The sequence below is a fragment of the Flavobacterium urocaniciphilum genome (assembly GCF_900110615.1).
Classification (GTDB): Bacteria; Bacteroidota; Bacteroidia; order Flavobacteriales; family Flavobacteriaceae; genus Flavobacterium; species Flavobacterium urocaniciphilum.
The window spans coordinates 30,389-52,823 of the sequence record NZ_FOEI01000006.1; the positions used below are offsets into that span (position 1 = coordinate 30,389).

A 22,435-nucleotide genomic window follows, 5' to 3' on the forward strand; every position below is an offset into this window, starting at 1 on the left:
GTTTAGAAAACAGCAAATGTGCTACCAATTGTGTTGGGTTAAGTTAGTCCATATTCAGCTTTTTCCTCTAAAAAGAACCTTAATTGCTCATCTTGTTTTAGCAACTTTTCAGAATAAACGGCTTTTCCGTTTACGCTCGTTCCGTTAATTCTATTTTGTGCTATTTCATAATATTCTGGACTGATTTCAAAACCGATAAAATTTCTTTTTAATTTTTTAGCTACAACTCCTGTCGTTCCACTTCCTGTAAATGGGTCAAGAATTGTGTCGCCTTGCTTACTACCAAGCAAAATAATTCTTTCTAAAAGTGTTTCAGGTTTTTCTGTTGGATGCGAAGTTTTGTGTCGCTCTGCGTTTATTTCCCACAGGTTTCGCATTTGTTTTCCTCCATTTATCATTTTTGCGGTTTCGTAATCGAAAAAGTATTTTTTCGTTTTACTCGCAATCCAAATCAACTCCGTTGATGGTGCAAGACGATTTTTTGACAATAAAGGTGCTGCATTTCGTTTAAACCAAATTACATCATTGATAATCCACAAGTTTAATTTTTTCAAAATAACTCCGATTGATGGGTGGTTGTGTAAAGTTCCCGAAATCCAAATTGTTCCGTCATCTGCTAAAACTCGGATACATTCTTTTACCCAAGTTTCGTTAAACTCGTGAATGTCGTCAATTACGTCCCAATCTCCTTTATCACAAGTAACCATTTTTCCGCTTTGAACGGTTTGAAAAGTTGCACCCGATAAATTATAAGGTGGGTCAGCAAAAATTTGATTGACACTTCCCGAAGGTAATTTTTTCAGGAGTTCAACGCAGTTTCCAAGTTGTAATCTTATATCAGACATATTCTTTCTTTTTTGGGGTTAAACGTTCATCTGCTATTTTTAAATAGTCAGAATTATTTTCTATTCCAATCCAATTTCTTTTTAATTTCTTTGCAACAAAACCCGTTGTTCCTGTCCCAAAAAATGGGTCAAGTACAATATCTTTTTCATTGGAAGATGCTTTGATAATCAACTCCAATAATCTTTCGGGTTTTTGTGTTGGGTGCAAAGCACGACCATTTTCGCCTCGTAATCTTTCTTTTCCTTGAACGATTGGAAGTTCTATAAAATCAAGAAAATCACGCATTTGCTTATCTTTTCCTTCTTTTGTTTTGTTAGGGTTGAATTTTTTAACTTCATCATAATTGAAAACCCAATTTTTGCCTTTTACAAACCAACAAACAAATTCCGTTGAATGTGTGTAAGTTCGTTTTGTAATATTTGGCATTGCGTTTACTTTGTACCAAGTCAAAATATTATTGAGTTTAAAGCCAAGTTTTTTAGCTTCAACCAAAATTTCTCCGATGTTGTGCTGTGTGCAAGAAATATAAAGACTTCCGTTTGGTGTCAAAATTCTATGACTTGCTTTTAACCAATCGGCTGTAAACTTCACATAATCATCATAATTAAACGTGTCCCAATCTTCATTTACTTTGTAAAATGCTCCGCCTGTTTTATTATTTTCGAGGTTCAAAGAATTTCCCGAAAGATTGTAAGGTGGGTCGGCAAAAATTAAATGCACGGAACTTTCATCAATGTTTTTATTGATAACTTCAATGCAATCTCCATTATAAATTTTATTTAATTCCATTATGAAAATATTGGGTTTATTTCGTTTGTGTACCATTTAAAACCGTCTTTGGTTTCTGAATTCAAAACAGTTTCGAACTTATTTTCAAGTTTATTGAAATCCGTTTCGTGCTTCAACAAGTAAATCATGTTTGAAACTGATAAAGGAAGTATGTTCATTGTTTCAACACTATCTTCATCAGAATAATACCAGGGTGAATATTTATAATTACGTAACACAACCAAATTATTACGGTCAAGTTGCCCTGCAACAAATAATGCTAAACTATTTGGATTGACTTCTAAAATGTGTTTTGCTAAATGTCGTGGAACAGGTTCAGCTTCCATTTTACGCTGTCCGTCATTGTCGCTCAAAGTTGCTTCAATCAAGTAATCTTTATCTTGGCAACGCACAACAATATCGGCTTGTCCTCCTGCGGTATGTGTTTTTGGTAAAAGATTAGCGTCTAATCCCGAATTGAGAATATCGGAAATTCTAACTTGCTTTTCAGAAAGCCAATAAAAAGAAATTCCCAGTAGATACTCAAATAATGCTGGAATAGTAGCTTCATAATCTTGATACCATTCTTTGATAAGTTTACGAATTTGGTCGTCTTTTCTCGGGTAAATATTTTCAAAAATCTTGATGATGTTTTCTTTTGTGAAAACAGTATTTACCAATTCTAATAAGCGTTCTTCTTTTTTCTTTAAAGCAAAGTTTTGTAAACCAAGGTTCTTAACCTCTGGAAAATCAGTTGCGATTTGTTTAGAAAGTTCAGTAACATTGATTTTTAAGAAATCATAAATATCTCCTATATTGCTTTGACTTGCTTCTAACTTTATTCTGTATTCGTTTTGTGGAAGTGGTTTTGCTTTTAGCAAATCATCTTTTACAGATTTGAATAAGTACCAAAAAACGAGGTCCAGTTTTAACTTTCCGTATTCAAAAACGAAAATATCAAGCAACTTTAAATGTCTTGTGTTCAAATCTCTATACTCCTCACAAAGAGAAAGTTTTTTGATGAACATATATAAGATGTGGAAATTTACAACAAAACTTTCTTCATCTTCCGAAGAAATCAAAGATGTATTTTCAAAAAAATTAATGATTTTTTTCCAATCAGACGAGTTGTTTAAAGCTGTTGTGTCAAACAAACTTTCTAAATAATAACTCGGTTTTTTGCTCGAAATATCTTTGTGTCTTGATTTTAATTTGTCTTGGATGAACTTTCTTTTTTTTGTTTCATTCCAAATTTCTTTATTCAACCAATAAGAATAAATATCGTGAAAAAGGGTAATCGTTTTATCTTTAAATGTGTTGCCTTTTCCGTGCGGAAGAATAGCATACAAAAGTTCTTTCAGCTCCTTTTTATCAGCAATATCATGAGTGGCAAAAAAATGCGTAGCATTTTTTGCTACAATTTTTGTATTCTCTGAATTAAGTGCAGATTGATAAACAGTTTCTTTATAGTCCGAATGTTTTTTGTAGTTTTTTATGTTGTCAATCAGCTCTTTTTTTGTTTGTGAACCTGACCAAACATATGTGACAAAATCAATCGGTAATTCGTTGTCAAATTCAATGATAGCGTAGATTAGTGAAAGTAAAGGAAAGATTTCAAAATCATTTTGTTGGTATTTCAAGAATTGCTTTAGATAAGTAAAACTTTCCTTTGAAATATCAAATTCGTTAGTTTCAAAATTTAAAGAATTTGTCAATAATTCTATTCCTGCGTTTGTAATAATTCGCTCATCAGTTGTAAAACCTAACTGTGAAATAAAACCTGTTTTTACTCTTACATCTTTGTCAGAACTAACTTTGTTGTCTGTTTTAATGTCAAAAATTTCAAATTCGCCTAAAAGTTTTCCAAAATCTGCTTGGTCTTCTGTTTCCCAATTTTTATTTTGTTTTCTGAACTCAACAAGAGCGTTCAAAATTTTGACATAAGTTGCTCTCGGGTCGCTTAATCTTGCTCCCGTGTTGCCTAATGAAATTAAGCCACTATTTGCCGTTATTTTTTTGTACTCACTCATATTAAAATTCCAATTCGCCTTGTTTTGCGTTTATATTTTTCAGATAATTTACTTTTTCTTCCGCAACAATAAGTGTTTCTGTTGAGCAATTATAAGCGTACATTTTTTTAGCGAATTGGTCGCCAAAATATTCGACTTTAAGTTTATCAATATTAAGGTTAAAAGCGTTTGCCAAGTTGTCTAAACACTTTTCGTCAAACTCTTTTTTACCTGTTTCAATCTTGCTCAATGCACCTGAGTCAATGCCAAGTTTTGCACCTAGTTGAGTAAGAGTCAAACCGTTTTCGGTTCTTAATTTTCTGATGTATTCTCCAAAATTTGCTTCCATTGTCTTGAATTTTAAATCTTGACGATTTTGACAAAAATAATAATAATGTTTCGTTTGTCCAATGTTTTGAAGTTCTTTTTTCGAGTGTTGGGAAAATTCAAGCTCTTTTGGTTTTTAACTTTGGATTTGTGTGGTTGGAAAACCAAATGTGCTTGAATGTGCGGTGGGTTTAGGGTGAGGCATAACGTTCCGCGGCTTGGCGCAGTAGCGGCTGCGTGGAACGATTATTTCTTGCTAAGATAAGATTTTCCAGCGGAAAATCGAACGTTGTTATTTATTGATTAGTAGCTATTGTGCCAAACCGCTGTTATGTGTAGTTTTTATGTCAATTCAAGAATTAACTGTTCCCAAAATGTGAAAAAACTCACACGCTTAGTTCTTGTACAAAGATTAGTTGACATAAATTCTTTTTCTGCTTTTTGATCTTCAATTCCCCAACCAATTTTATTTTGTTGATTAAATGCATAAACTAAATATTCTTTATTTAAATCAAATTTATTTCCACAATCTGTTCCACCACCAGTTGTAATTATTGTAATTCTTTCTGAATAGTTAAATCCTTTCTTTCTTTTATGAATGTGTTTAATTTCAAAAATAAATTCATATCGTTTATAATCGACAATTTTTTCAGTATCAGTAAGTTTTTCTTTTGTTATTATTTCTTTTATTTCGACTACTTTTCCAGTAAAAACAAAGTCAGATTTATTTTGTCCTTTTAATATTCCCACTTTTGAACAAGAACATGCAAAAGTCAAACTAATAGAAAAAGTTAAAATTAAAAATGTATATATAAATTTCATTTTGGATTGTGTTTTAAAACTATTTCGTCTTTCTAAAATTACACATAACGTTCCGCGGCTTGGCGCAGTAGCGGCTGCGTGAAACGATTATTTTCTTGCTAAGATAAGATTTTCCAGCGGAAAATCGAACGTGATTTTAAAGATGAATGTAGCTATTGAGCCAAACCGCTGTTATGAGCAGTATTTACTTTATTATATCATGAATTTCTAAAGTTTCAGGGTTCAGGTCTATTATTTCTTTTAAATCCATTTTATCAAATACAATTTTAATTTTTCTATAGGCTCCATTTTCAACAACTCTAAACATATCAAATGTCACGTTTTCAGAATTAATTGATGTATTGTCAATTGTTTCATTTGTTCCGTATAATATAATGCTTTGAAATTCTTTAACAAACTTCTCAATTTCTGATATATCTTTGAATTTTATGCCAATAAAGTTTTTATAGAAATCTTTTTCTAAACCACTATACCAAAGTGGTGGCGCAAAATTTATTGTGTTTTTGGATTTGTCAAACAATATTAAACAATCACAATCATTTACATGATAGTCTAAATAATTAGTAATTTTTACAGAGTAAAGTTCATAATTAGTTAAATTACTTTGAATAAATGGCATTTCAAGTTTTTTCGGTTTGTTAAATTCAGAATGATATATCCAAATTCCATCTGCAACGAAAGATTCTTTAACGGGAAATTTTTCTGTTAATAGTTTTATCAATTGATTGCTTTCTTGTGAAAAACCATTCAATCCAATAATTAAAAATATGTATAAGATTATCTTTTTCAAAGTATGTTTTGTTATATTGCTCATAACTTGTTTATATACGCAACATTGTTTCTCTAATTCACCAAAAAATGGGTGGATAAACGAAGTTTTGTTGCTTTTTCAAATTTAATTAAATTTTCTTACAAATCATCAAATGGACTCTTAATTTGTTGTATACTTTTTGTACTAACATGTGTGTATATTTCTGTGGTTTTGCTACTATTGTGTCCTAATAATTCCTGAATGTATCTTAAATCGGTTCCGCTTTCTAATAAATGAGTAGCATAACTATGTCGTAACCAATGTAAAGTAACAGGCTTTGTTATCTCTGTTTTTTGTAATGCATTTTTTAATACTTGCTGTAAACTTCTTGCTTCGTATCGATTACCTGGTTGTTGTCCTTCAAATAAATAAACTTTTGGTTTGTAAAGCTTATAATATTCTCTAAGTAATTCTAATATTTTTGGGCTTAAAGGAACAATTCTGTCTTTTTTACCCTTGGCTTGTTTAATTAAAATGATGTTTCTTTTCGAATCAATATGTTGAGGTTGTAAGGTTAATAATTCACCACAACGTAATCCGCAAGAATATATCAAACTCAACATTACACGATGTTTAAAGTTTATCGGTGAACTAATTATTTGTTTTACTTCTTCCTTGCTTAAAACATTCGGAAGTTTCTTCTCTCTTTTTGGTCGATGAATTTTTTCTATATCGATGGAACTTTCTTTAACTATTTTAAAAAATAATTTTATAGCATTTACAATCTGATTTTGATAGGAGCTAGAGAGCTTGTTTTTTAAAATGTAATCAGTATTGTACAAAATAACATCATCATTGGTAATTTCTTTTACCGATTTTGAGTTGAAAAATGTCAAAAAGGATTTCAACGCTTCACAATAAGTAGCAACGGTATTCTGACTATAGCGTTTGGATAATAAATAGTTTTTAAAGACTACTAAACTTTTAATTCCTTCTTCATTTGGAACTAAAGTATGGGCTAAAGGAATTTTAAAATGAAGTCTGTTTTCATCGTTATCGGGTAAGTGCCAGTATTTATGACTATTACTCCAACGGGCATCATGGAATGTTCTAATGCGTGCAATCAATCTGTCGTTTTTCTCAAAATATACAGCTATTCTAGGTGTATTTTTATGGAGAATGGCTTTGGCTTTCCAATTCATATGTAATGGCTTATAATACAACGAATATAAGTATATTTTTTAAAACAAAAAAGCGACTAATAAATTTGTCGCTTTTAATTTTATTTTGATTTTTCAATGGTGTCCCAACTTTTCATTCCGTTACTTGTAATAGGTATTTTTTCTCCAAAATAGGTCGGATTAGAATTTAGTAATACATCTTTAAATGCTTTTACTCGAGTGAGCATTTCTCTAGCTTTCCAATTAAATCGAACGGTTTCTTTATACATGCTTTCATCAACTGAAAATCCATAAGCCTCAATTCCTAAACTTCTTGCAATATAAACGGAACGATTAATGTGAAAATCTTGGGTAACAATTATCGCACTTTTAATATTGAAAATTTCCTTAGCTCTAAACATACTGTCATAGGTATCAAAACCGGCATGATCCATAAAAATTTGTTCGTTTTGTATGTTGAAATTTCTTCTGATTATGTATTTACGCATGCTGTTTACTTCATCGTATTCTTTTCTACCATGATCGCCCGATAATAATATGGCTTCAGCTTTATCTGCATAAATAATATTTACGCCAGCAATTAATCGATCTTCTAAAACATACGATAGTTTTTCTTTACTTACTTTAGCTCCTAATACGATTACTGCTTCTACTTTCGGAAGCTTTTTTATATCAGTGTAAACGTATTTTTCTGTAGATTTTACTATATAAATGTTAATGCTTAAAATGATACTTCCTATTAGGATACCTGTTATTAGAATTTTTTTAAAGTGTTTTTTTAAGAAGGTTTTCATGTGATGGTTTTACCTTTCAAATATAGCTATTTCTCACAAAAAAAAACGACAAATTTCTAAGTCGTTTCTTAATTTTTTTAGATTGTTTTGTTGTTATTCTGCGGTTACAGGATCAATTATTGCGGATACTTTACTGATTGTATTGGCTGGAAATCCGCCTTGTTTAGCATGTTCCAAAATCAATTCTTCATTTGGTGAATTGTACACACAATAAATTTTATCGTCAGTTACATAACTATGAACCCATTGAATTTCCGATCCTAATTTGCTTAAAACACCACAAGATGTTTGTGAAATGGCTTGCAATTGTTCAGGAGACAATTTTCCTGCTCCTGGAATTTCTCTTTCAATTACGTATTTTGGCATGATTAAAAAAATTTAATTAACCTAACTTTTGGCATTTAGGTTAGCCCTGTTTTTTACTGTGGTTTCTAGTTTCCACATTACAGAATGGTGGGCGATTTTTAATTGTAGATGATTGAAATTCGAAATACAAATGTACTGATTTTTAACGAAATAGCTATTGATTTTTGTTTTTAATATAGGATTTGATGAATAAAAAAAGCGACTAATTTCTTAGTCGCTCTAATTTATTTAAAGATTGAAAATTACTTAGATAGTGTTTTCATTTCTTTTTCTAACATATCGTAGAATTGATCAATTTTTGGCATAATGATAATGCGTGTTCTACGGTTTTTAGCTTTGTTAGCATCTGTGTCGTTTTCAGCTAAAGGAATGAAATAACTTCTTCCAGCTGGAATTAATTGTTTTGGATTAACTCCTAAATCGTTTTGTAATACACGAACAATTGAAGTAGCACGTTTTACAGATAAATCCCAGTTGTCTAATAATACTGCATTTTTAATTGGCACATTATCAGTATGACCTTCAACCATACACTCGAAATCTGGTTTGCTGTTAATTACTTTCGCAACTTTAGCTAAAACAGTTTTTGCTTTTAAATTCACATCATAACTTCCAGATTTGAATAATAAATTATCTGCAATAGAAATCATAACAACTCCTTTTTCAACGTTGATGTTAATGTCTGGATCGTCAATTCCTACTTCACGTTTTAAACTCGTAACTAAAGCCAATGTAACACTATCTTTTTTAGTTAAAGCATCTTGTAAACGAGAAATTTTTAAATCTTTTTCTTTTAAACTTTCTAATGATTTTTCAAGGTTTTCTGCACCTTTAGTAGTTAAAACGGTAAGTTCTTTTGAACTATTAATTAAATCAGAATTGTTCTTTTTTAGATAATCAACTTGATTACTTAAAGCGTCTTTTTCAGCTAAACATGCATTTAACTTTACAGTAGCTGAATTCAATAAATCTTGTGTTTCTTTTTGTTTGGCTTCTAACGCTGCGAATTTCTTTTTAGATACACACGACGTAAGCACAAAGGGAACGATTGCGGCTAAAACTAATACTTTTCTCATTTTAATAGGATTTTTTACAAAGTTATACAGAAAAAATCATACCAAAGTTGCATTAATAGTGAAAATTTCGTTAAAAAAAGTTTGATGTTAGTTGTTTGATGCTGGATGTTAGTTGTTTATAGTAGCAAGTTTTTTTAAACTTTCAGCAAAGCTGAAAAACTTAAATGACTTATATGTTAAAAAACAATTTATACATAACAACTTATGTGAACTATTTCTAAGCGCAGTGTCTTAATCAATTTTAAAGAAAAACTATGTTCCTATGTGTTTAAAAAAATTACAAAGTATCAAATGTTCTCTTTTTCTTCACGAAATAACTCCAAACGATTGATTTTGTGTAGTAATAATCAGTTTTTTGAACCGTATTTCTTTTCTTTTTATTTCTAGAAATTAAGTGATAAAATTCAAAATGTGCTTTTAAAATAGCAAAACAGTGTTTAAATTTTCCTTGAAAAATAAACTGAACTCCAGCAATTCCATCTAAGCATAAACGTGTAAAGATGATTGGGAATAATTTACCTTTCGGAAGATTTTTAGTCAGCATTAAAAGCGAATTCCTAAAATTCAAAAAGGTTTTCTTCGGATTAGATTCATTTAAAGTAGCTCCACCAACATGATATACTACTGAAGCTGGACAATATTTTGCTGTGAATCCTAAGTTATTTGCTCGCCAACATAAATCAATTTCCTCTTGATGTGCAAAGAAATCATCATCAAAACCTTGTAATGTTCTGTAAACTTCTTTACGAATAAAAAAACAAGCGCCAGTTGCCCAAAACACTTCAGTTTCTTCATCGTACTGACCTAAATCTGCTTCTAACGTATCGAAAATTCTACCCTTACAAAACGGATATCCGTATTTGTCAATAAATCCACCCGCACCGCCGGCATATTCAAAATGCGTTTTCTTTTTATAATCTAATAATTTTGGTTGAATGATAGCGGTTTTTGGTTCGTTATCAAAAATGCGTTCAATTGGATTCAACCAATTTTCAGTAACTTCAATATCCGAATTGACTAACGCATAATAAGGTTCTTCTACAAACTGCAAGGCTTCGTTATATCCTCTTGCAAAACCGAAATTACCAGTGTTTTGAATGATTTTTACAGTTGGAAACTCCTTTTTTAACACTTCGATAGACGTATCAGTCGACGCATTATCTGCCACGTAAATTGTAGCATTTGGAGAAAATTCAATTACAGAAGGTAAGAACTGTTGCAATAACTTTGCACCATTCCAATTTAAAATAACTACGGCTGTTTTCATTCGTCATTGCGAGCTTGCGAAGCAATCTCATTTTTTATTGTTTAATATGTAGGCAATTCTTTCAAAAAAGTATATTGTTCTTTTTCAAAATCCATTTGGCAAAAATAATGATTTAAACCGTTTGTTACCATCAAATATTCTGCATTCAAAGTAAAATTATAGCGAGCAATTTGATCAAAGGTTTGCTGACTAATACTTACTTCAGGTTGTTTGCATTCTACAACTAAGAAAATACTTCCATCAGAACGAAAAACAACAATATCGTAACGTTTACTCATGCCGTTAATTTGAACTTGTTTTTCAACATTAATAAGCGATTTTGGATAATTGCATTCTTGAATTAAAAACTGAACAGTATGCTGACGAACCCATTCTTCTGGAGTTAACACCACAAATTTTTTTCTAATTTCATCAAAAATGGCAACTTTATTTTCACTATTTTTGAACCGAAAGGTATATTTATTGAAATTCAATTTTTGCATGTAGCAAAAATAGTATTTTCTCTTTCACTGCCAACTAAAAACTGAACACTGATTACTAAAAACAATGACTGAAGTAATAAAAATTGTTAACGACATTAAATCAAGAAATTTTAAGCCAATATATTTTCTTTGCGGAGAAGAGACCTATTATATCGATAGAATTTCCGAATTAATTGAAGAAACTGTTTTAACCGAAGATGAAAAAGCATTTAATCAAGTGGTTATGTATGGAAGAGATACTTCTGTGGAAGAAGTAGTTTCTACTGCGAAGCGTTTTCCGATGATGGCGGATTACCAAGTGGTTATTGTAAAAGAAGCTCAGAATTTAACCAAAACATTTGAAAAATTTGAAGCCTATGCTTCACATCCACAACCTACAACCATTTTAGTTTTTGCCTATCGAGATAAGCCAGATGGTAGAAAAAAAATATTCAAAACGTTAAAAGATAAAGGCGTTTGGTTTGAAAGTAAAAAATTGTACGAAAATCAAATTCCCGAATGGATTGTAAAGGTATTGAAAAGTAGTAATTACGGTATTCAGCCTAAAGCAGCAGCTATGTTGGCCGAGTTTTTAGGAACCGATTTGGCTAAAATTAACAACGAATTAGAAAAACTTAAGATTGTTTTTCCTGCCGGACATGTGTTTACACCCAACAACATAGAAGAAAATATTGGTTTTAGTAAAGATTATAATGTTTTCGAATTGAAATCGGCATTAGCCAATAGAAATCAAGAAAAAGCTTATAGTATCATTCACCATTTTGCTTTAAATCCGAAAGACAATCCAATGATTTTGATCACCGGACAAATGTTTTCGTTTTTTTCTCAATTATTACAATTTCATGGTTTAAAGGATAAATCTAAAGGTAATGTTGCAAAAGCATTAGCAATCAATCCGTTTTTTGTAGACGAAATTTTAATAGCAGGTAGAAATTTCCCAATGCGTAAAGTTAGCCAAATTGTTGAGGTTATTAGAGATATCGATGTAAAATCGAAAGGAGTAGGGTCGGGATCCATGAACGAAGGCGATATGCTTAAAGAAATGGTTTATAAAATTTTTAATTAAACTTTTTTTGTTATATTTGAGTTGTTTGCCTCTCAAAATGTTTAAAAAGAATCTTGTTTTAATCCTTATACTACTATTTTCCATAATTTCTTATGGACAAGGTTACTTTGTAAAATTCAAAGAAAATCCCAAATACGATTCTATTTTTAAAAGTTCATTAAAATATCTTGATTCAGAGAATATTAAAGATTATACCTATATCATCAAGAAATTAAAGAATTTTGAAAACAATATCTCAGGTAAACATAAAGAATACAATACTGCCGCTTATTATTTAAATATGTCTTCCGTTTACTACACTCAAAGTGGTTTAAAGGAAAGCGAACTTTATTTAGAAAAAGCCTATAAAATTATTACCGAAAATAAATTTGAAAACTTATTAGCCTTTTACTACGAAATGCAATTAGTAAATTCCAGCTTATTAAGTGATTATGAAAGGCAAAAAAAATATTTAGCATCTTATAAAAAATACCAAGAAAAGTATACTCCAAAAGAAAAAAGAAGTGATTTGTACTATAATTTAGCCAACGCTTATTTCCGCATTCATAATTGGAATGAAGCCATTTTAAATGCTAAAAAATACGATACCATTGTACAAATTTTAAATAAAGGAGACAAAAATGAATACATAGAAATTATTCAAGGAATTTCACATGTTAATTTAAAACATTTAAAAGAAGCTAAAAAACATTTGGCTAATCTTAATGAATCGTATCGATTAAAAATCCTTGATAGTACTGCATCTTTGCGAAATCAAATTATGTATTGGAATTTAAATGGTTTAATTGCAATTGAAGAAAATAAACCCGATTTAGCCAAAAACTATTTTAATAAGTCATTTATTAAAGTCCAAATTTTAACCAATAATGCTCGACAAAAAAACTTGAAGTTCATTCGTTTTGAAAATCAAATTAAGTTAAATGATTATGCACTTAAAGTTTCGGAAACAAAAATAAAAGCAAATATTGAGAAAATTGATTATCAAAAAAAGTTGCAGTTTTATCTAATTGCAGGTTTGGTTCTATTAACAATAGTTGTTGTTTTACTGGTTTTAAATAACAGATTGAAAGCAAAAAACAATAAATTATTGGTTCAAAGTAATGCCGAGTTACAAAAAACAATTCATATAAAAACAAAATTATTAGATTCATTTTCTCATGAATTAAGAACGCCATTAAATGCGATTAAAGGTGTTTTGTATTTATTTAGTAAAGATGAAAAAGAAAAAAATAAAGAAAACTTAGAACTTTTAGAAAATGCATCCAATCAATTAATTACATTGGTAACTAATGTTATAGATTATAATGTTATTGATAGTAATATTAAGTTGAATAATGAAATAGTTGATATTAAAGAGCTTCTTGCCTTAATTATAAAACATTATGAAGCATTAATTAAAAATGAAAATTCAATAACCGTTACAATAGAACCAAATGTTTCCAATTTAATTTATATTGACAAAACTAGATTAAGTCAAATTTTAAGTTGTTTAATAGATAATGCCTTAAAATTTACTTCGAAAGGTGAAGTTAAAATTAACGTGTCGGTTTTAGCTATTGAAGGAAATAAACAAGTTTTAAATTTTAAAATTAGCGATACAGGAATTGGAATTTCGAAAGAAAATTTAGCCACTATTTTTGAATTATTTAAGCAAGTTTCAGATGAAATTCATATGAAATATGGTGGCAGTGGTTTAGGTTTAGCTTTAGTTAAAAAGAATGTAGAATTATTGAAAGGAAATTTTAACATAGAATCTGAAGAAAACGTTGGTACTACATCCGAATTTTCAATAGAGGTTGAGGTGAAAAATTCCGAAAGTCTTGAAAATGAAATTACTTCAGAAACAAATGTTCAGAAATGTAATTCCAATAAAATATTGATAGTTGAAGACAATAAAATTAATCAAATATTAATACAGAAAATACTTGCTTCAAAAGGATATGAAACTGATTTAGCAGAAAATGGTAAAGTTGGAGTAGAAAAAGCTTTAAGCAACGATTATTGCTTAATTTTAATGGATATTATGATGCCAGTTATGGACGGATTTGAAGCATCTAAACAAATAAAAAAGATAAAACCAAAAGTTCCAATTATTGCATTAACTGCCATTTCTCAAGAATTAAATAAAAGTAATTTTATGGATTCTGAAATCGATCAAATTTTAAACAAACCAATTAAAATTGATCAATTGGATATGGTTTTAAAATTATATTGCGCTTAATGAATTCAAATGCTTTAGCAAGAAATATTAACAACTTAACCAGACTATTTTATGTAATCAGTCTATTTGTTGTTTATTTTATTAAAGTACCCATTCTATATTTCTACATCATTTTCTTTTTTATTAATGTTGAAATTTTACTGCTAAAAAAGAATCAATCAAACACTAAGATATTTAAAACAACTCAAGTATTTTTTACCTTATTTGTGAGTTATGTTTTGTTTGTTAGAGCTCATATGTGTGGGTTTTCGCTAACTACAGAAGATAATTTAAATACGATTGAACATCTACTTTTTGCATTTGTAATTAGCTTAATGATTTATTATTACAGTTCTTTTTTTGGGAAAGTTAATCATTCAAAATCAGTTGTAATAAGTGTTGTTATCTTCAACTTAATTGGATTGATTAATGAATTTTTTCAGAATTATTTTCAAGGAAAACCTGTATTTGTTTTAGATGAATTTTCCATAAAAGATTTAATTGTAAACGTATTGGGAACATTAGTTTTTATACTACTAATTAGCTTGTTCAAAATGAAATTTACCATTCAAGAAAAGCAGAACTAAACTTTTCAATAGCCTATAAAAATGTAATTTTTCATGCTTTAGTGTATGGGGAATGTATGAGGAGTGTATGCTGAGTGTATGCTAGAAGTATGTATGAAGTATAGATGATGTATGAAACAAGTATGAAAAAGATACTTAAAAAATTATGCAGAAGTAATTATGTTGAGTTGAATTTTGTAGCTTAATATTTTATAAAAGCGTAAAAAATCACGATATTTGCCTTCCAAAATGTTATAAAAATTAAGATTATGAACAAAAATACAGTTTTAGCGTGGGCTACTGGAATTATGGTAATTATGGGTATCATTATTATTGGTCTTGCTATTTACCGATATGATGATGTAGCAGGCTGGGGATTTGCAGCTGTAGGTGTAGGTTTTTTTGCCAATGCATGGGTATTTAATGCCTTAAAAGGTAGAATGTAAGTTCAATTTACGATTTACGATTTAGGATTTACGAATAAAGTTGAGCGGAAACTTAGAAGTTATATGAGTTAATAAATCATTCAGTATCCAACAACCAGCATTCAACATCAAACATCCAACAACAAACATCCAACATAAAAATAAATAACAATAAATAAACAAAAATATGTCAGACGATAAGAAAGTCATTTTCTCAATGCAAAAATTGAGTAAAACCTATCAAGGTTCAGATAAGCAAGTCTTAAAAAATATATATTTAAGTTTCTTCTACGGTGCCAAAATTGGTATCTTAGGTTTAAACGGTTCGGGTAAATCCTCTTTATTAAAAATCATCGCTGGAGTAGATAAAAACTATCAAGGTGATGTTGTTTTTGCTCCAGGTTACACAGTTGGATATTTAGAGCAAGAGCCACAATTAGATGAATCAAAAACAGTACTTGAAGTAGTTCGTGAAGGAGCTGCAGAAATTTTCGAATTATTAGCTGAATTCAACAAAATTAACGACGATTTCGGATTACCAGAAGTGTATGAAGATGCCGATAAAATGGATAAGTTAATGGAGCGTCAAGCGGTTTTACAAGATAGAATCGATGCTTGTGGTGCTTGGGAAATCGATACGAAATTAGAAATCGCAATGGATGCTTTACGTACTCCAGATGCAGATACTCCAATTTCGGTTTTATCAGGTGGAGAAAAACGTCGTGTTGCTTTATGTAGATTATTATTACAACAACCAGATGTTTTATTATTAGATGAGCCTACCAACCACTTAGATGCAGAATCAGTATTATGGTTAGAGCAACATTTAGCACAATATTCTGGAACAGTAATCGCGGTAACGCACGATAGATATTTCTTAGATAACGTTGCAGGTTGGATTTTAGAGTTGGATAGAGGAGAAGGTATTCCATGGAAAGGAAACTATTCGTCTTGGTTAGAGCAAAAATCGAACAGAATGGCGTTAGAAGAAAAAGTAGCTTCTAAACGCAGAAAGAACTTAGAACGTGAGTTAGAATGGGTTCGTCAAGGAGCTAAAGGTCGCCAAACGAAACAAAAAGCACGTTTACAGAACTACGATAAATTATTAAACGAAGATCAAAAAGAACTAGACGAAAAATTAGAAATCTACTTTCCTAATGGTCCACGTTTAGGAACAAATGTAATTGAAGCGAAAAATGTTTCTAAAGCATTTGGAGATAAATTATTATACGACGATTTAAATTTCGTTTTACCACAAGCAGGTATTGTTGGAATTATCGGACCAAATGGTGCTGGTAAATCAACAATTTTCAAAATGATTATGGGTGAGCAACAACCTGATGGTGGTAGTTTTTCAATTGGTGATACAGTAAAAATCGCTTATGTAGATCAATCTCACGCGAATATTGATGTAAATAAATCACTTTGGGAAAACTTCTGTGACGGTCAGGAATTAATCATGATGGGTGGTCGTCAAGTAAATTCAAGAGCGTATTTATCACGTTTCAACTTTGGTGGAAGCGATCAAAACAAAAAAGTTTCAACTTTATCAGGTGGTGAAAGAAACCGTTTACACTTAGCGATGACTTTAAAAGAAGAAGGAAACGTTTTGTTACTGGATGAGCCAACGAATGATTTAGATGTTAATACACTACGTGCCTTAGAAGAAGGTTTAGAAAACTTTGCGGGTTGTGCGGTAATTATTTCTCACGACAGATGGTTCTTAGATAGAGTTTGTACACATATCTTAGCATTCGAAGGAGATTCTCAAGTGTATTACTTTGAAGGAAGTTTCTCTGAGTATGAAGAGAATAAACGCAAACGTTTAGGTAAAGAAGTAACACCTACTCGAATCAAATACAAAAAATTAATTCGTTAATTAAAATAATCCTATTAAAATCCTGATTTATGTCAGGATTTTTTTATTTTTACAATACTTCAATAAAATGAAATGAGAACAAGGTTAATTTTATTACTTTTTTTTATTCTTGTCTTCCACAAATTTAATTTTGCTCAATCTGTCGTGACTAACAAAGAGGAAGCAAAAACCACACTAAAAAAAGCTATTGACGATTTAAACAAACTCGATTGTAAGTCATCTTTAGACAATGCACAAAAAGTATTAAAATATTCCTTCGAAAACGACGATTATAGTTATTCTGCAAAAGCCTACAACATTATAGGTTTAAATTACGAAGAATTTTCCGATCTTAAAAAAGCACTTTATTATTATACTGAAGGAATAAAATATGCCTTAAAAGCAAATGATGTTCAACAAATTGAATATTTGTATAACAATACCGGAAACCTTTATTTCTTTCGATTGGATAATCCAAAAATAGGATTGGATTATTATTTGAAGTGTTATAAGTATTCCAAAATGCATGGCGATTTATTAGATATTGCTTTTACCGAATTAAACATTGCAGATGTTTATTTTAAACTAGAACAATATGAAGAAGGTAAAAAGTATTTAGATCGCATCATTCCTACCTTAAAAGATAAAAACGAATTTGAAATGTATGTTACCTATTACACGCTTTTAGGTAATTATTATTCGAGTAAAAATCAAAATATAGAAGCCGAGAAAAATTACAACCTTGTAATAGAACGTTTAAAAGAAAATAATGTTGAGTTTTATAAGCCAAATGAAGTAGAAATCTACGATGAAATTTATAAGTTTTACAAGAAGAATAACAATATTGCAAAAGCATTATTTTATTTAGAAAAACACGATAAACTTCAAGACGAACTGGAATTAAAAACCCGAAGTCAGGATATTAAATTTGCGGGTACTTCTATCGATGTGTTAGAAATGAATAATAAAATTCAGAAAATTGCAACCGAAAAGAAAGTGCAAGATCAAAAAATGAACGCCTCTTCCAAGTTGGTAAAAATGAGTTTGTTCTTCGCAGGTATTTTATTGATTTTCTTAATCTTTATATTTAAAAACTACTTAGAATATAGAGAATTAAACAAAAAGCTGAATGTTTCCCACGAACAATTGAAAATTGCAAAACAAAAATCGGAAGAAGCATCTATTTTAAAATCTCAGTTTTTAACCAATGTGAGTCACGAACTAAGAACACCTTTATACGGAGTAATCGGTATGGCCGACATAATTGAAAGCGAGCATAAAGAATTAAAAAACAACGAATACTTCAAAGCATTAAAATTCTCGTCTAACTATTTATTATCCTTAATTAACGACGTTTTAAATGTTTATAAAATTGAAGATGAGAAGTTCGAATTAAAATTCGAAAACGTAGAATTACGCAAAGAAGTTAAAACCATCAAACAGAGTTTAAAAGTCATTGCTCGTTCTAACAACAACGACATCATTTTAAATTTTGACGAATCAGTTCCGCAATTCATTAAAACCGATTTAACTCGTTTTTCTCAAATCTTAATCAATTTAATTAGTAATTCCCTAAAATTTACTAAAAACGGACATGTAAAAATTGTTTTTAATTTGATTGAAGAAAACGAAGTAACGTTTATTAAAATTTCGGTTATCGATAACGGAATAGGAATTCCAGAAGAATATTTGGATAAAATATTTGATAAGTTTGTGCAATTAGACGTTCAGTTGCAAGATCAGTACAAAGGAACAGGTTTAGGACTTTCCATCGTTAAAAAATTAGTAGAATTGTTTAACGGAACTATTACTGTAGAAAGTAAAATTAACGAAGGAACCCAATTCAACATACAATTACCGTATGTTAAATCGGAATTAGAAAGCGATATAAGCGAACATGAGGAAAAAGCGAAACCTCATATTGCCAACTTGAATATTTTGGTTGTAGAAGACAATAAAATCAACCAAATGGTAACCAAAAAATTATTGGAAAAATGCCATCATAAATGCACCATTGTGGAAAACGGACAAGAAGCGATTGACATTATTAAGGTTAAACCATTCGACTTAATATTAATGGACATTCACATGCCGGTATTAAACGGAATAGAAACTTCTAAACAAATACGCGAATTAGGCATTACCACGCCAATTATCGCCTTAACTGCTTCCGATAGAAACGAAGTATTAGATGAGGTACAATCGAACGGTATTAGCGATATTTTAGTAAAACCGTTTGAGTTTAAAGATTTACAATTGATTATTGATAGACATTTGTAAAAAAAGAGCAACTGGAAGGTTGCTCTTTTTTTTGTTTGATGTTTGAAGTTATTGAATGTTTTACTAAACCTTATTTACTTATTACCACTCCAATAATATCCGATTGGTTTATTAAACCTATATATCTTGAATCTTCTGAGTTGTCTCTATTGTCACCCAAAACAAATACTTTTCCATTTGGGATTTTTATTGGTCCGAAATTATCTTTATTCCAATTGTTTTTATAAACCGCAGAAATGTATTGATCTGGTTTTCCTTTTTCGTCAAGTAGTCTTTTAGAGTTCAGATTATATTTTTTAGCTATTGAAGTTTCTAAACCAATTATAAAAGTATTGTGATCAAGTTGATGCACACCATTTTTTTCTGTAAGTTTTACGCTGGTGTTAATTTTATTAAAATCTTCTTGTGCTATTTTATAATTATGAATCAATTCTGTGTTTTCGTCCAAATTTTTTTCATTAAGAAAAACAACACCGTTTTTTATTTCAATAACATCATTTTCCATTCCACATAATCTATGTACTCTAGTTTGTTTTCCAAAATGTGGATTTTCATTCTCATAACAAACAAAATCTCCAATTTTTGGTTCTATTAAATTAGTTGCAAAAAACCAACTATTCAATTTTAAATTTGGTTCGTTTGAAGTAGTTGGACTTTTATATGTTTTAAAAATTCCAGTTAACGACAATAAAAAATAAAGTACAATTATAATACTGATACCTATAGGTACATATTTTAGTTTTTTGTTCATGTGAGTTTTGTTTTTTTAATATTCGAAAAGTAAGGAAATCCTTGCTGTGCAATGACTAGCAATGCCTAACCACTCCGTTAGGTTTCTTGACTTTGAACTTAATTATTCTTACTCAAAGTCGGGAGACTTTGTGTAGCGGGGGATTAATCTCCAAAAACATTCCAATTAAGTTTTAGATGTTCTTGACTATTAAACTTTTCTATTTTTTCAATAATAGATTTACGATGAGCTACACCACACAAATAAATTGCTGAATTGAAATTGTTATTTTTACAATATGAATAAATATTATTCATCATTGAATTTTCATACGATTCAATTTCTTCGTTAAAGACGATTTCTAATTTATGACCATTTAAAAGAGAACTTTCTAAAACTCGCATTTCTTCTTGTAACTTAATGCTTTCAATGCAATTTAGAAATTCAAAACCATGCTCTTTAGCTAATGAATTATAATTATCAATTAATTTCTGCCATTCTTTATTATCACAAACCAAGTTGTATTTTTTTTCAAATGCATCAGATAATCCGTTGTCTAGGACTGGAATAAATTCAAATGAATTATTTAAACTATAGTATTGGATAGCAGATATTTCTAACTTCTTATGAAATACACCAAATGATGTAAATAAATGATTTTCATATTTTGAATAAGTTTCATTAAGAGCTTCTAAAAAAATAACTTCAGGGTTTATTTTTTCAATAATTTTGCATAGCTCAATGGAATTACATTTTCCTATTTCATTATGAATTGTACTTATAAAAGTTATGTTGTGCATAATATTTTATTATAAATTAATCAATTCCTTGCAGTGTAATGACTGGCAATGCCTAACCACTCCGTTAGGTTTCCCAACTTTGAACTTACTTTTTTTTACTCAAAGTCGGAAGACTTTGTGTAGGGGGTTAGGTGTAACTAGACTTTGTAAAGCGGTAGTTTGTCACTTATAAACTATATAATTTTATCTGATTCAATTTTTCTATCCATTTTCGTAATTATTTCATGACATCTAAAGCAAACTGATATTAAGTCAAACAAAGGTTCATTAAAAACATGTTTATATGTAAGATGATGAATTTGTGTGGCTTTATTGGCTAAACAACTTTGGCAAATAAAATTATCTCTTTTAAGTACAGATTTTCTTTTGAATTGCCAAGTTTCTGATTTTAAATATTCATTATAACCAGGAAATTGATTTTCAAATGTGTAGTTTTCATTTTTGAAAGTATCAAATTTTACTTTGAATTCAGCATATTCTATAGCAGCCATTTTGTGAAATTGTTCAGCTTTATGTTCATCTCTCAATTTGATTTTATTCAAATCAAAATCGCTTTTCTTTAACGCAAGTCCAAAAGAATGTCCACAATTATTACATTGTTGTCTGATTTGAAAACCACCACCTCGCATATTTATTCTCACAGGAAGAATTTCTGGAGAATAACAGCAATTCTGATTATCTTTAGGTATGCTTTGTTGTTCGAAGCAGTTTGGACAGAATGCATAAACGTTAAATTTTCCTTTTTCAATTACCAATTCGGATGTACATTTCGGGCAATGATTATTAACATTCATATTTTTATCTGACTTTATTTTATATTCTGATTTTTAACAACTTACCTATAATGTTTCCAAGCTTGTTGTCAGTTACGAACTTCGGAACCGATTATTTTCTGTTAAAGTTAAAATTTCTTGCGAAATGTAAACGTATATTTACTACAAAATTCGCAATCTTGCCAAACGCCTGTTAGCAGCTGGCTTTTTTTACAATTTCAATATTCCATTGAACTCTTTTATTTCTTTGTATACTTTAATTCCTAAAATATTCCATTCTAATGTACCTAACACATTGTATTTATAAGTGTTTTTAGAGTTTTTCACTTCTTCAACTGATGAATAATGTGATTTCCAATCAGTACCAATTACAAACCCATATCTATTTGTTTTCGACGTTATATACAAAGTGTCTTTTCTTTTACCATAAGAAATTCTCGTTTCAATTTTTGTAACTAATTTATCTTCGAGTATTTTTGATTTTGAGTTAGTATATATAACTTCATTATTTAATTCTGTAGTTTTTTCATGAAATTTTTCTTCAGTTGATTCTTTTAAAAATGAAATTATGAAAACAATAAAGATTAATGAAGCAAATAAACCTAGTTTTTCTTTAATTAATTTAGTGATTTTTATAAAGTTTATTAAACAAATTAATATTAACACAATGTTTATTATTCCCCAAACTAATTCAATCATAATTTTCTGTTTTTCTTAATTTTACTTGGGTTCTTCGTAGTTATCTGCTAACTTGTTTATATACGAAACCCTCACTCGCATATTTATACTCATTAGTTTCCCAAATATATAAAAAAGTAATTTCTTACAAAAAATTAATTTACATTTTGCGAATAGTTATTCACAAAAAGTGTAACAAATTTTTCATTTAAAATAAAATGTTACTAAAGTTGTAACTTTTTTTTTCGTTTTAATTTTTTTGTTACAAAAAATGTAACAAGTTTTTCAAGTTCAAATTATTTGTTACCAAGTTGTGGCAAAATTTTTTGTCAAATTTTTTTTGCCACAAAACTGTGGCAATTTTTTTAAA

At 29.6% G+C, this 22,435-nt stretch carries 22 protein-coding genes; 6 read left to right on the top strand and 16 right to left on the bottom strand.

Annotation, left to right across the window (positions count from 1 at the left end; genetic code table 11):
• Positions 1-38: 38 nt before the first annotated feature.
• The 12 genes from BMY86_RS10480 to BMY86_RS10535 form a co-directional block, all read right to left on the bottom strand.
• Complete coding sequence (locus BMY86_RS10480; protein WP_091468842.1) at positions 39-845, bottom strand: DNA-methyltransferase; 807 nt, start codon at positions 843-845, stop codon at positions 39-41.
• Complete coding sequence (locus BMY86_RS10485; RefSeq protein ID WP_091469173.1) at positions 838-1,635, bottom strand: DNA-methyltransferase; 798 nt, start codon at positions 1,633-1,635, stop codon at positions 838-840. The genes BMY86_RS10480 and BMY86_RS10485 overlap by 8 nt, the downstream gene beginning before the upstream one ends.
• On the bottom strand, positions 1,635-3,644 hold the full coding sequence (locus BMY86_RS10490) for an AlwI family type II restriction endonuclease (RefSeq protein WP_091468846.1): 2,010 nt from the start codon (positions 3,642-3,644) through the stop codon (positions 1,635-1,637). The genes BMY86_RS10485 and BMY86_RS10490 overlap by 1 nt, the downstream gene beginning before the upstream one ends.
• 1 nt (position 3,645) lies before the next feature.
• The gene (locus BMY86_RS10495) at positions 3,646-3,972 is read right to left on the bottom strand and encodes a helix-turn-helix domain-containing protein (RefSeq protein WP_091468849.1); all 327 of its coding nucleotides are present in this window, start codon (positions 3,970-3,972) and stop codon (positions 3,646-3,648) included.
• 320 nt (positions 3,973-4,292) lie between these two features.
• Positions 4,293-4,772: a hypothetical protein gene (locus BMY86_RS10500; RefSeq protein ID WP_091468799.1), complete on the bottom strand. Its 480-nt coding sequence runs from the start codon at positions 4,770-4,772 to the stop codon at positions 4,293-4,295.
• Between the two features lie 184 nt (positions 4,773-4,956).
• Positions 4,957-5,562 carry a hypothetical protein gene (locus BMY86_RS10505; RefSeq protein WP_143065643.1) on the bottom strand — a complete coding sequence of 202 codons (606 nt, stop codon included), beginning with the start codon at positions 5,560-5,562 and terminating at the stop codon, positions 4,957-4,959.
• Between the two features lie 119 nt (positions 5,563-5,681).
• On the bottom strand, positions 5,682-6,725 hold the full coding sequence (xerA, locus tag BMY86_RS10510; protein ID WP_091468854.1) for a site-specific tyrosine recombinase/integron integrase: 1,044 nt from the start codon (positions 6,723-6,725) through the stop codon (positions 5,682-5,684).
• An 80-nt stretch (positions 6,726-6,805) separates the two neighbouring features.
• The gene (locus BMY86_RS10515; protein WP_091468857.1) at positions 6,806-7,498 is read right to left on the bottom strand and encodes a SanA/YdcF family protein; all 693 of its coding nucleotides are present in this window, start codon (positions 7,496-7,498) and stop codon (positions 6,806-6,808) included.
• A gap of 93 nt (positions 7,499-7,591) precedes the next feature.
• Positions 7,592-7,864 carry a DUF4242 domain-containing protein gene (locus tag BMY86_RS10520; RefSeq protein WP_091468860.1) on the bottom strand — a complete coding sequence of 91 codons (273 nt, stop codon included), beginning with the start codon at positions 7,862-7,864 and terminating at the stop codon, positions 7,592-7,594.
• 242 nt (positions 7,865-8,106) lie between these two features.
• Complete coding sequence (locus BMY86_RS10525; protein ID WP_091468864.1) at positions 8,107-8,940, bottom strand: OmpA/MotB family protein; 834 nt, start codon at positions 8,938-8,940, stop codon at positions 8,107-8,109.
• Positions 8,941-9,217: 277 nt separating this feature from the next.
• Complete coding sequence (locus BMY86_RS10530; protein WP_091468866.1) at positions 9,218-10,207, bottom strand: glycosyltransferase family 2 protein; 990 nt, start codon at positions 10,205-10,207, stop codon at positions 9,218-9,220.
• Positions 10,208-10,248: 41 nt separating this feature from the next.
• On the bottom strand, positions 10,249-10,689 hold the full coding sequence (locus BMY86_RS10535; RefSeq protein WP_091468870.1) for a type I restriction enzyme HsdR N-terminal domain-containing protein: 441 nt from the start codon (positions 10,687-10,689) through the stop codon (positions 10,249-10,251).
• Between the two features lie 64 nt (positions 10,690-10,753).
• On the opposite strand from BMY86_RS10535, the gene holA reads away from it, so the two are divergent.
• From holA to BMY86_RS10565, 6 genes are all read left to right on the top strand, one after another.
• On the top strand, positions 10,754-11,755 hold the full coding sequence (gene holA, locus BMY86_RS10540) for a DNA polymerase III subunit delta (protein WP_091468873.1): 1,002 nt from the start codon (positions 10,754-10,756) through the stop codon (positions 11,753-11,755).
• 37 nt (positions 11,756-11,792) lie between these two features.
• Entirely contained in the window at positions 11,793-13,976 is a 2,184-nt protein-coding gene (locus BMY86_RS10545) for a response regulator (protein WP_091468877.1), read from the top strand.
• On the top strand, positions 13,976-14,542 hold the full coding sequence (locus BMY86_RS10550; RefSeq protein ID WP_091468880.1) for a hypothetical protein: 567 nt from the start codon (positions 13,976-13,978) through the stop codon (positions 14,540-14,542). Before BMY86_RS10545 ends, BMY86_RS10550 begins: the two co-directional genes overlap by 1 nt.
• A 248-nt stretch (positions 14,543-14,790) precedes the next feature.
• Positions 14,791-14,967, top strand: a complete 177-nt coding sequence (locus BMY86_RS10555) for a CAL67264 family membrane protein (RefSeq protein WP_091468882.1) — start codon at positions 14,791-14,793, stop codon at positions 14,965-14,967.
• Positions 14,968-15,133: 166 nt separating this feature from the next.
• A complete protein-coding gene (gene ettA / locus BMY86_RS10560; protein ID WP_091468885.1) occupies positions 15,134-16,825 on the top strand; it encodes an energy-dependent translational throttle protein EttA in 1,692 nt (563 codons plus the stop codon).
• A 144-nt stretch (positions 16,826-16,969) separates the two neighbouring features.
• Positions 16,970-19,084, top strand: a complete 2,115-nt coding sequence (locus tag BMY86_RS10565) for a tetratricopeptide repeat-containing hybrid sensor histidine kinase/response regulator (RefSeq protein ID WP_177177167.1) — start codon at positions 16,970-16,972, stop codon at positions 19,082-19,084.
• Between the two features lie 70 nt (positions 19,085-19,154).
• Here the strand turns inward: BMY86_RS10565 and lepB are convergent, their stop codons facing one another.
• The 4 genes from lepB to BMY86_RS10585 all read right to left on the bottom strand — a co-directional run bounded on the left by lepB (position 19,155) and on the right by BMY86_RS10585 (position 22,086).
• On the bottom strand, positions 19,155-19,835 hold the full coding sequence (gene lepB / locus BMY86_RS10570; protein WP_091468892.1) for a signal peptidase I: 681 nt from the start codon (positions 19,833-19,835) through the stop codon (positions 19,155-19,157).
• 143 nt (positions 19,836-19,978) lie between these two features.
• On the bottom strand, positions 19,979-20,614 hold the full coding sequence (locus BMY86_RS10575) for a hypothetical protein (RefSeq protein ID WP_091468896.1): 636 nt from the start codon (positions 20,612-20,614) through the stop codon (positions 19,979-19,981).
• Between the two features lie 173 nt (positions 20,615-20,787).
• The gene (locus BMY86_RS10580) at positions 20,788-21,408 is read right to left on the bottom strand and encodes an HNH endonuclease (RefSeq protein WP_143065647.1); all 621 of its coding nucleotides are present in this window, start codon (positions 21,406-21,408) and stop codon (positions 20,788-20,790) included.
• A gap of 189 nt (positions 21,409-21,597) precedes the next feature.
• Positions 21,598-22,086, bottom strand: coding sequence for a hypothetical protein (locus tag BMY86_RS10585; RefSeq protein ID WP_091468903.1), 489 nt, complete (start codon positions 22,084-22,086; stop codon positions 21,598-21,600).
• Positions 22,087-22,435: the final 349 nt, after the last annotated feature.

What these genes read in the sequence shown, in the direction of transcription:
- BMY86_RS10480 (WP_091468842.1), bottom strand. Translation starts at nt 845, where the DNA reads ATGTCTGATATAAGATTACAACTTGGAAACTGCGTTGAACTCCTGAAA.
- BMY86_RS10485 (WP_091469173.1), bottom strand. Translation starts at nt 1,635, where the DNA reads ATGGAATTAAATAAAATTTATAATGGAGATTGCATTGAAGTTATCAAT.
- BMY86_RS10490 (WP_091468846.1), bottom strand. Translation starts at nt 3,644, where the DNA reads ATGAGTGAGTACAAAAAAATAACGGCAAATAGTGGCTTAATTTCATTA.
- BMY86_RS10495 (WP_091468849.1), bottom strand. Translation starts at nt 3,972, where the DNA reads ATGGAAGCAAATTTTGGAGAATACATCAGAAAATTAAGAACCGAAAAC.
- BMY86_RS10500 (WP_091468799.1), bottom strand. Translation starts at nt 4,772, where the DNA reads ATGAAATTTATATATACATTTTTAATTTTAACTTTTTCTATTAGTTTG.
- xerA (WP_091468854.1), bottom strand. Translation starts at nt 6,725, where the DNA reads ATGAATTGGAAAGCCAAAGCCATTCTCCATAAAAATACACCTAGAATA.
- BMY86_RS10515 (WP_091468857.1), bottom strand. Translation starts at nt 7,498, where the DNA reads ATGAAAACCTTCTTAAAAAAACACTTTAAAAAAATTCTAATAACAGGT.
- BMY86_RS10520 (WP_091468860.1), bottom strand. Translation starts at nt 7,864, where the DNA reads ATGCCAAAATACGTAATTGAAAGAGAAATTCCAGGAGCAGGAAAATTG.
- BMY86_RS10525 (WP_091468864.1), bottom strand. Translation starts at nt 8,940, where the DNA reads ATGAGAAAAGTATTAGTTTTAGCCGCAATCGTTCCCTTTGTGCTTACG.
- BMY86_RS10530 (WP_091468866.1), bottom strand. Translation starts at nt 10,207, where the DNA reads ATGAAAACAGCCGTAGTTATTTTAAATTGGAATGGTGCAAAGTTATTG.
- BMY86_RS10535 (WP_091468870.1), bottom strand. Translation starts at nt 10,689, where the DNA reads ATGCAAAAATTGAATTTCAATAAATATACCTTTCGGTTCAAAAATAGT.
- holA (WP_091468873.1), top strand. Translation starts at nt 10,754, where the DNA reads ATGACTGAAGTAATAAAAATTGTTAACGACATTAAATCAAGAAATTTT.
- BMY86_RS10545 (WP_091468877.1), top strand. Translation starts at nt 11,793, where the DNA reads ATGTTTAAAAAGAATCTTGTTTTAATCCTTATACTACTATTTTCCATA.
- BMY86_RS10550 (WP_091468880.1), top strand. Translation starts at nt 13,976, where the DNA reads ATGAATTCAAATGCTTTAGCAAGAAATATTAACAACTTAACCAGACTA.
- BMY86_RS10555 (WP_091468882.1), top strand. Translation starts at nt 14,791, where the DNA reads ATGAACAAAAATACAGTTTTAGCGTGGGCTACTGGAATTATGGTAATT.
- ettA (WP_091468885.1), top strand. Translation starts at nt 15,134, where the DNA reads ATGTCAGACGATAAGAAAGTCATTTTCTCAATGCAAAAATTGAGTAAA.
- lepB (WP_091468892.1), bottom strand. Translation starts at nt 19,835, where the DNA reads ATGAACAAAAAACTAAAATATGTACCTATAGGTATCAGTATTATAATT.
- BMY86_RS10575 (WP_091468896.1), bottom strand. Translation starts at nt 20,614, where the DNA reads ATGCACAACATAACTTTTATAAGTACAATTCATAATGAAATAGGAAAA.
- BMY86_RS10580 (WP_143065647.1), bottom strand. Translation starts at nt 21,408, where the DNA reads ATGAATGTTAATAATCATTGCCCGAAATGTACATCCGAATTGGTAATT.
- BMY86_RS10585 (WP_091468903.1), bottom strand. Translation starts at nt 22,086, where the DNA reads ATGATTGAATTAGTTTGGGGAATAATAAACATTGTGTTAATATTAATT.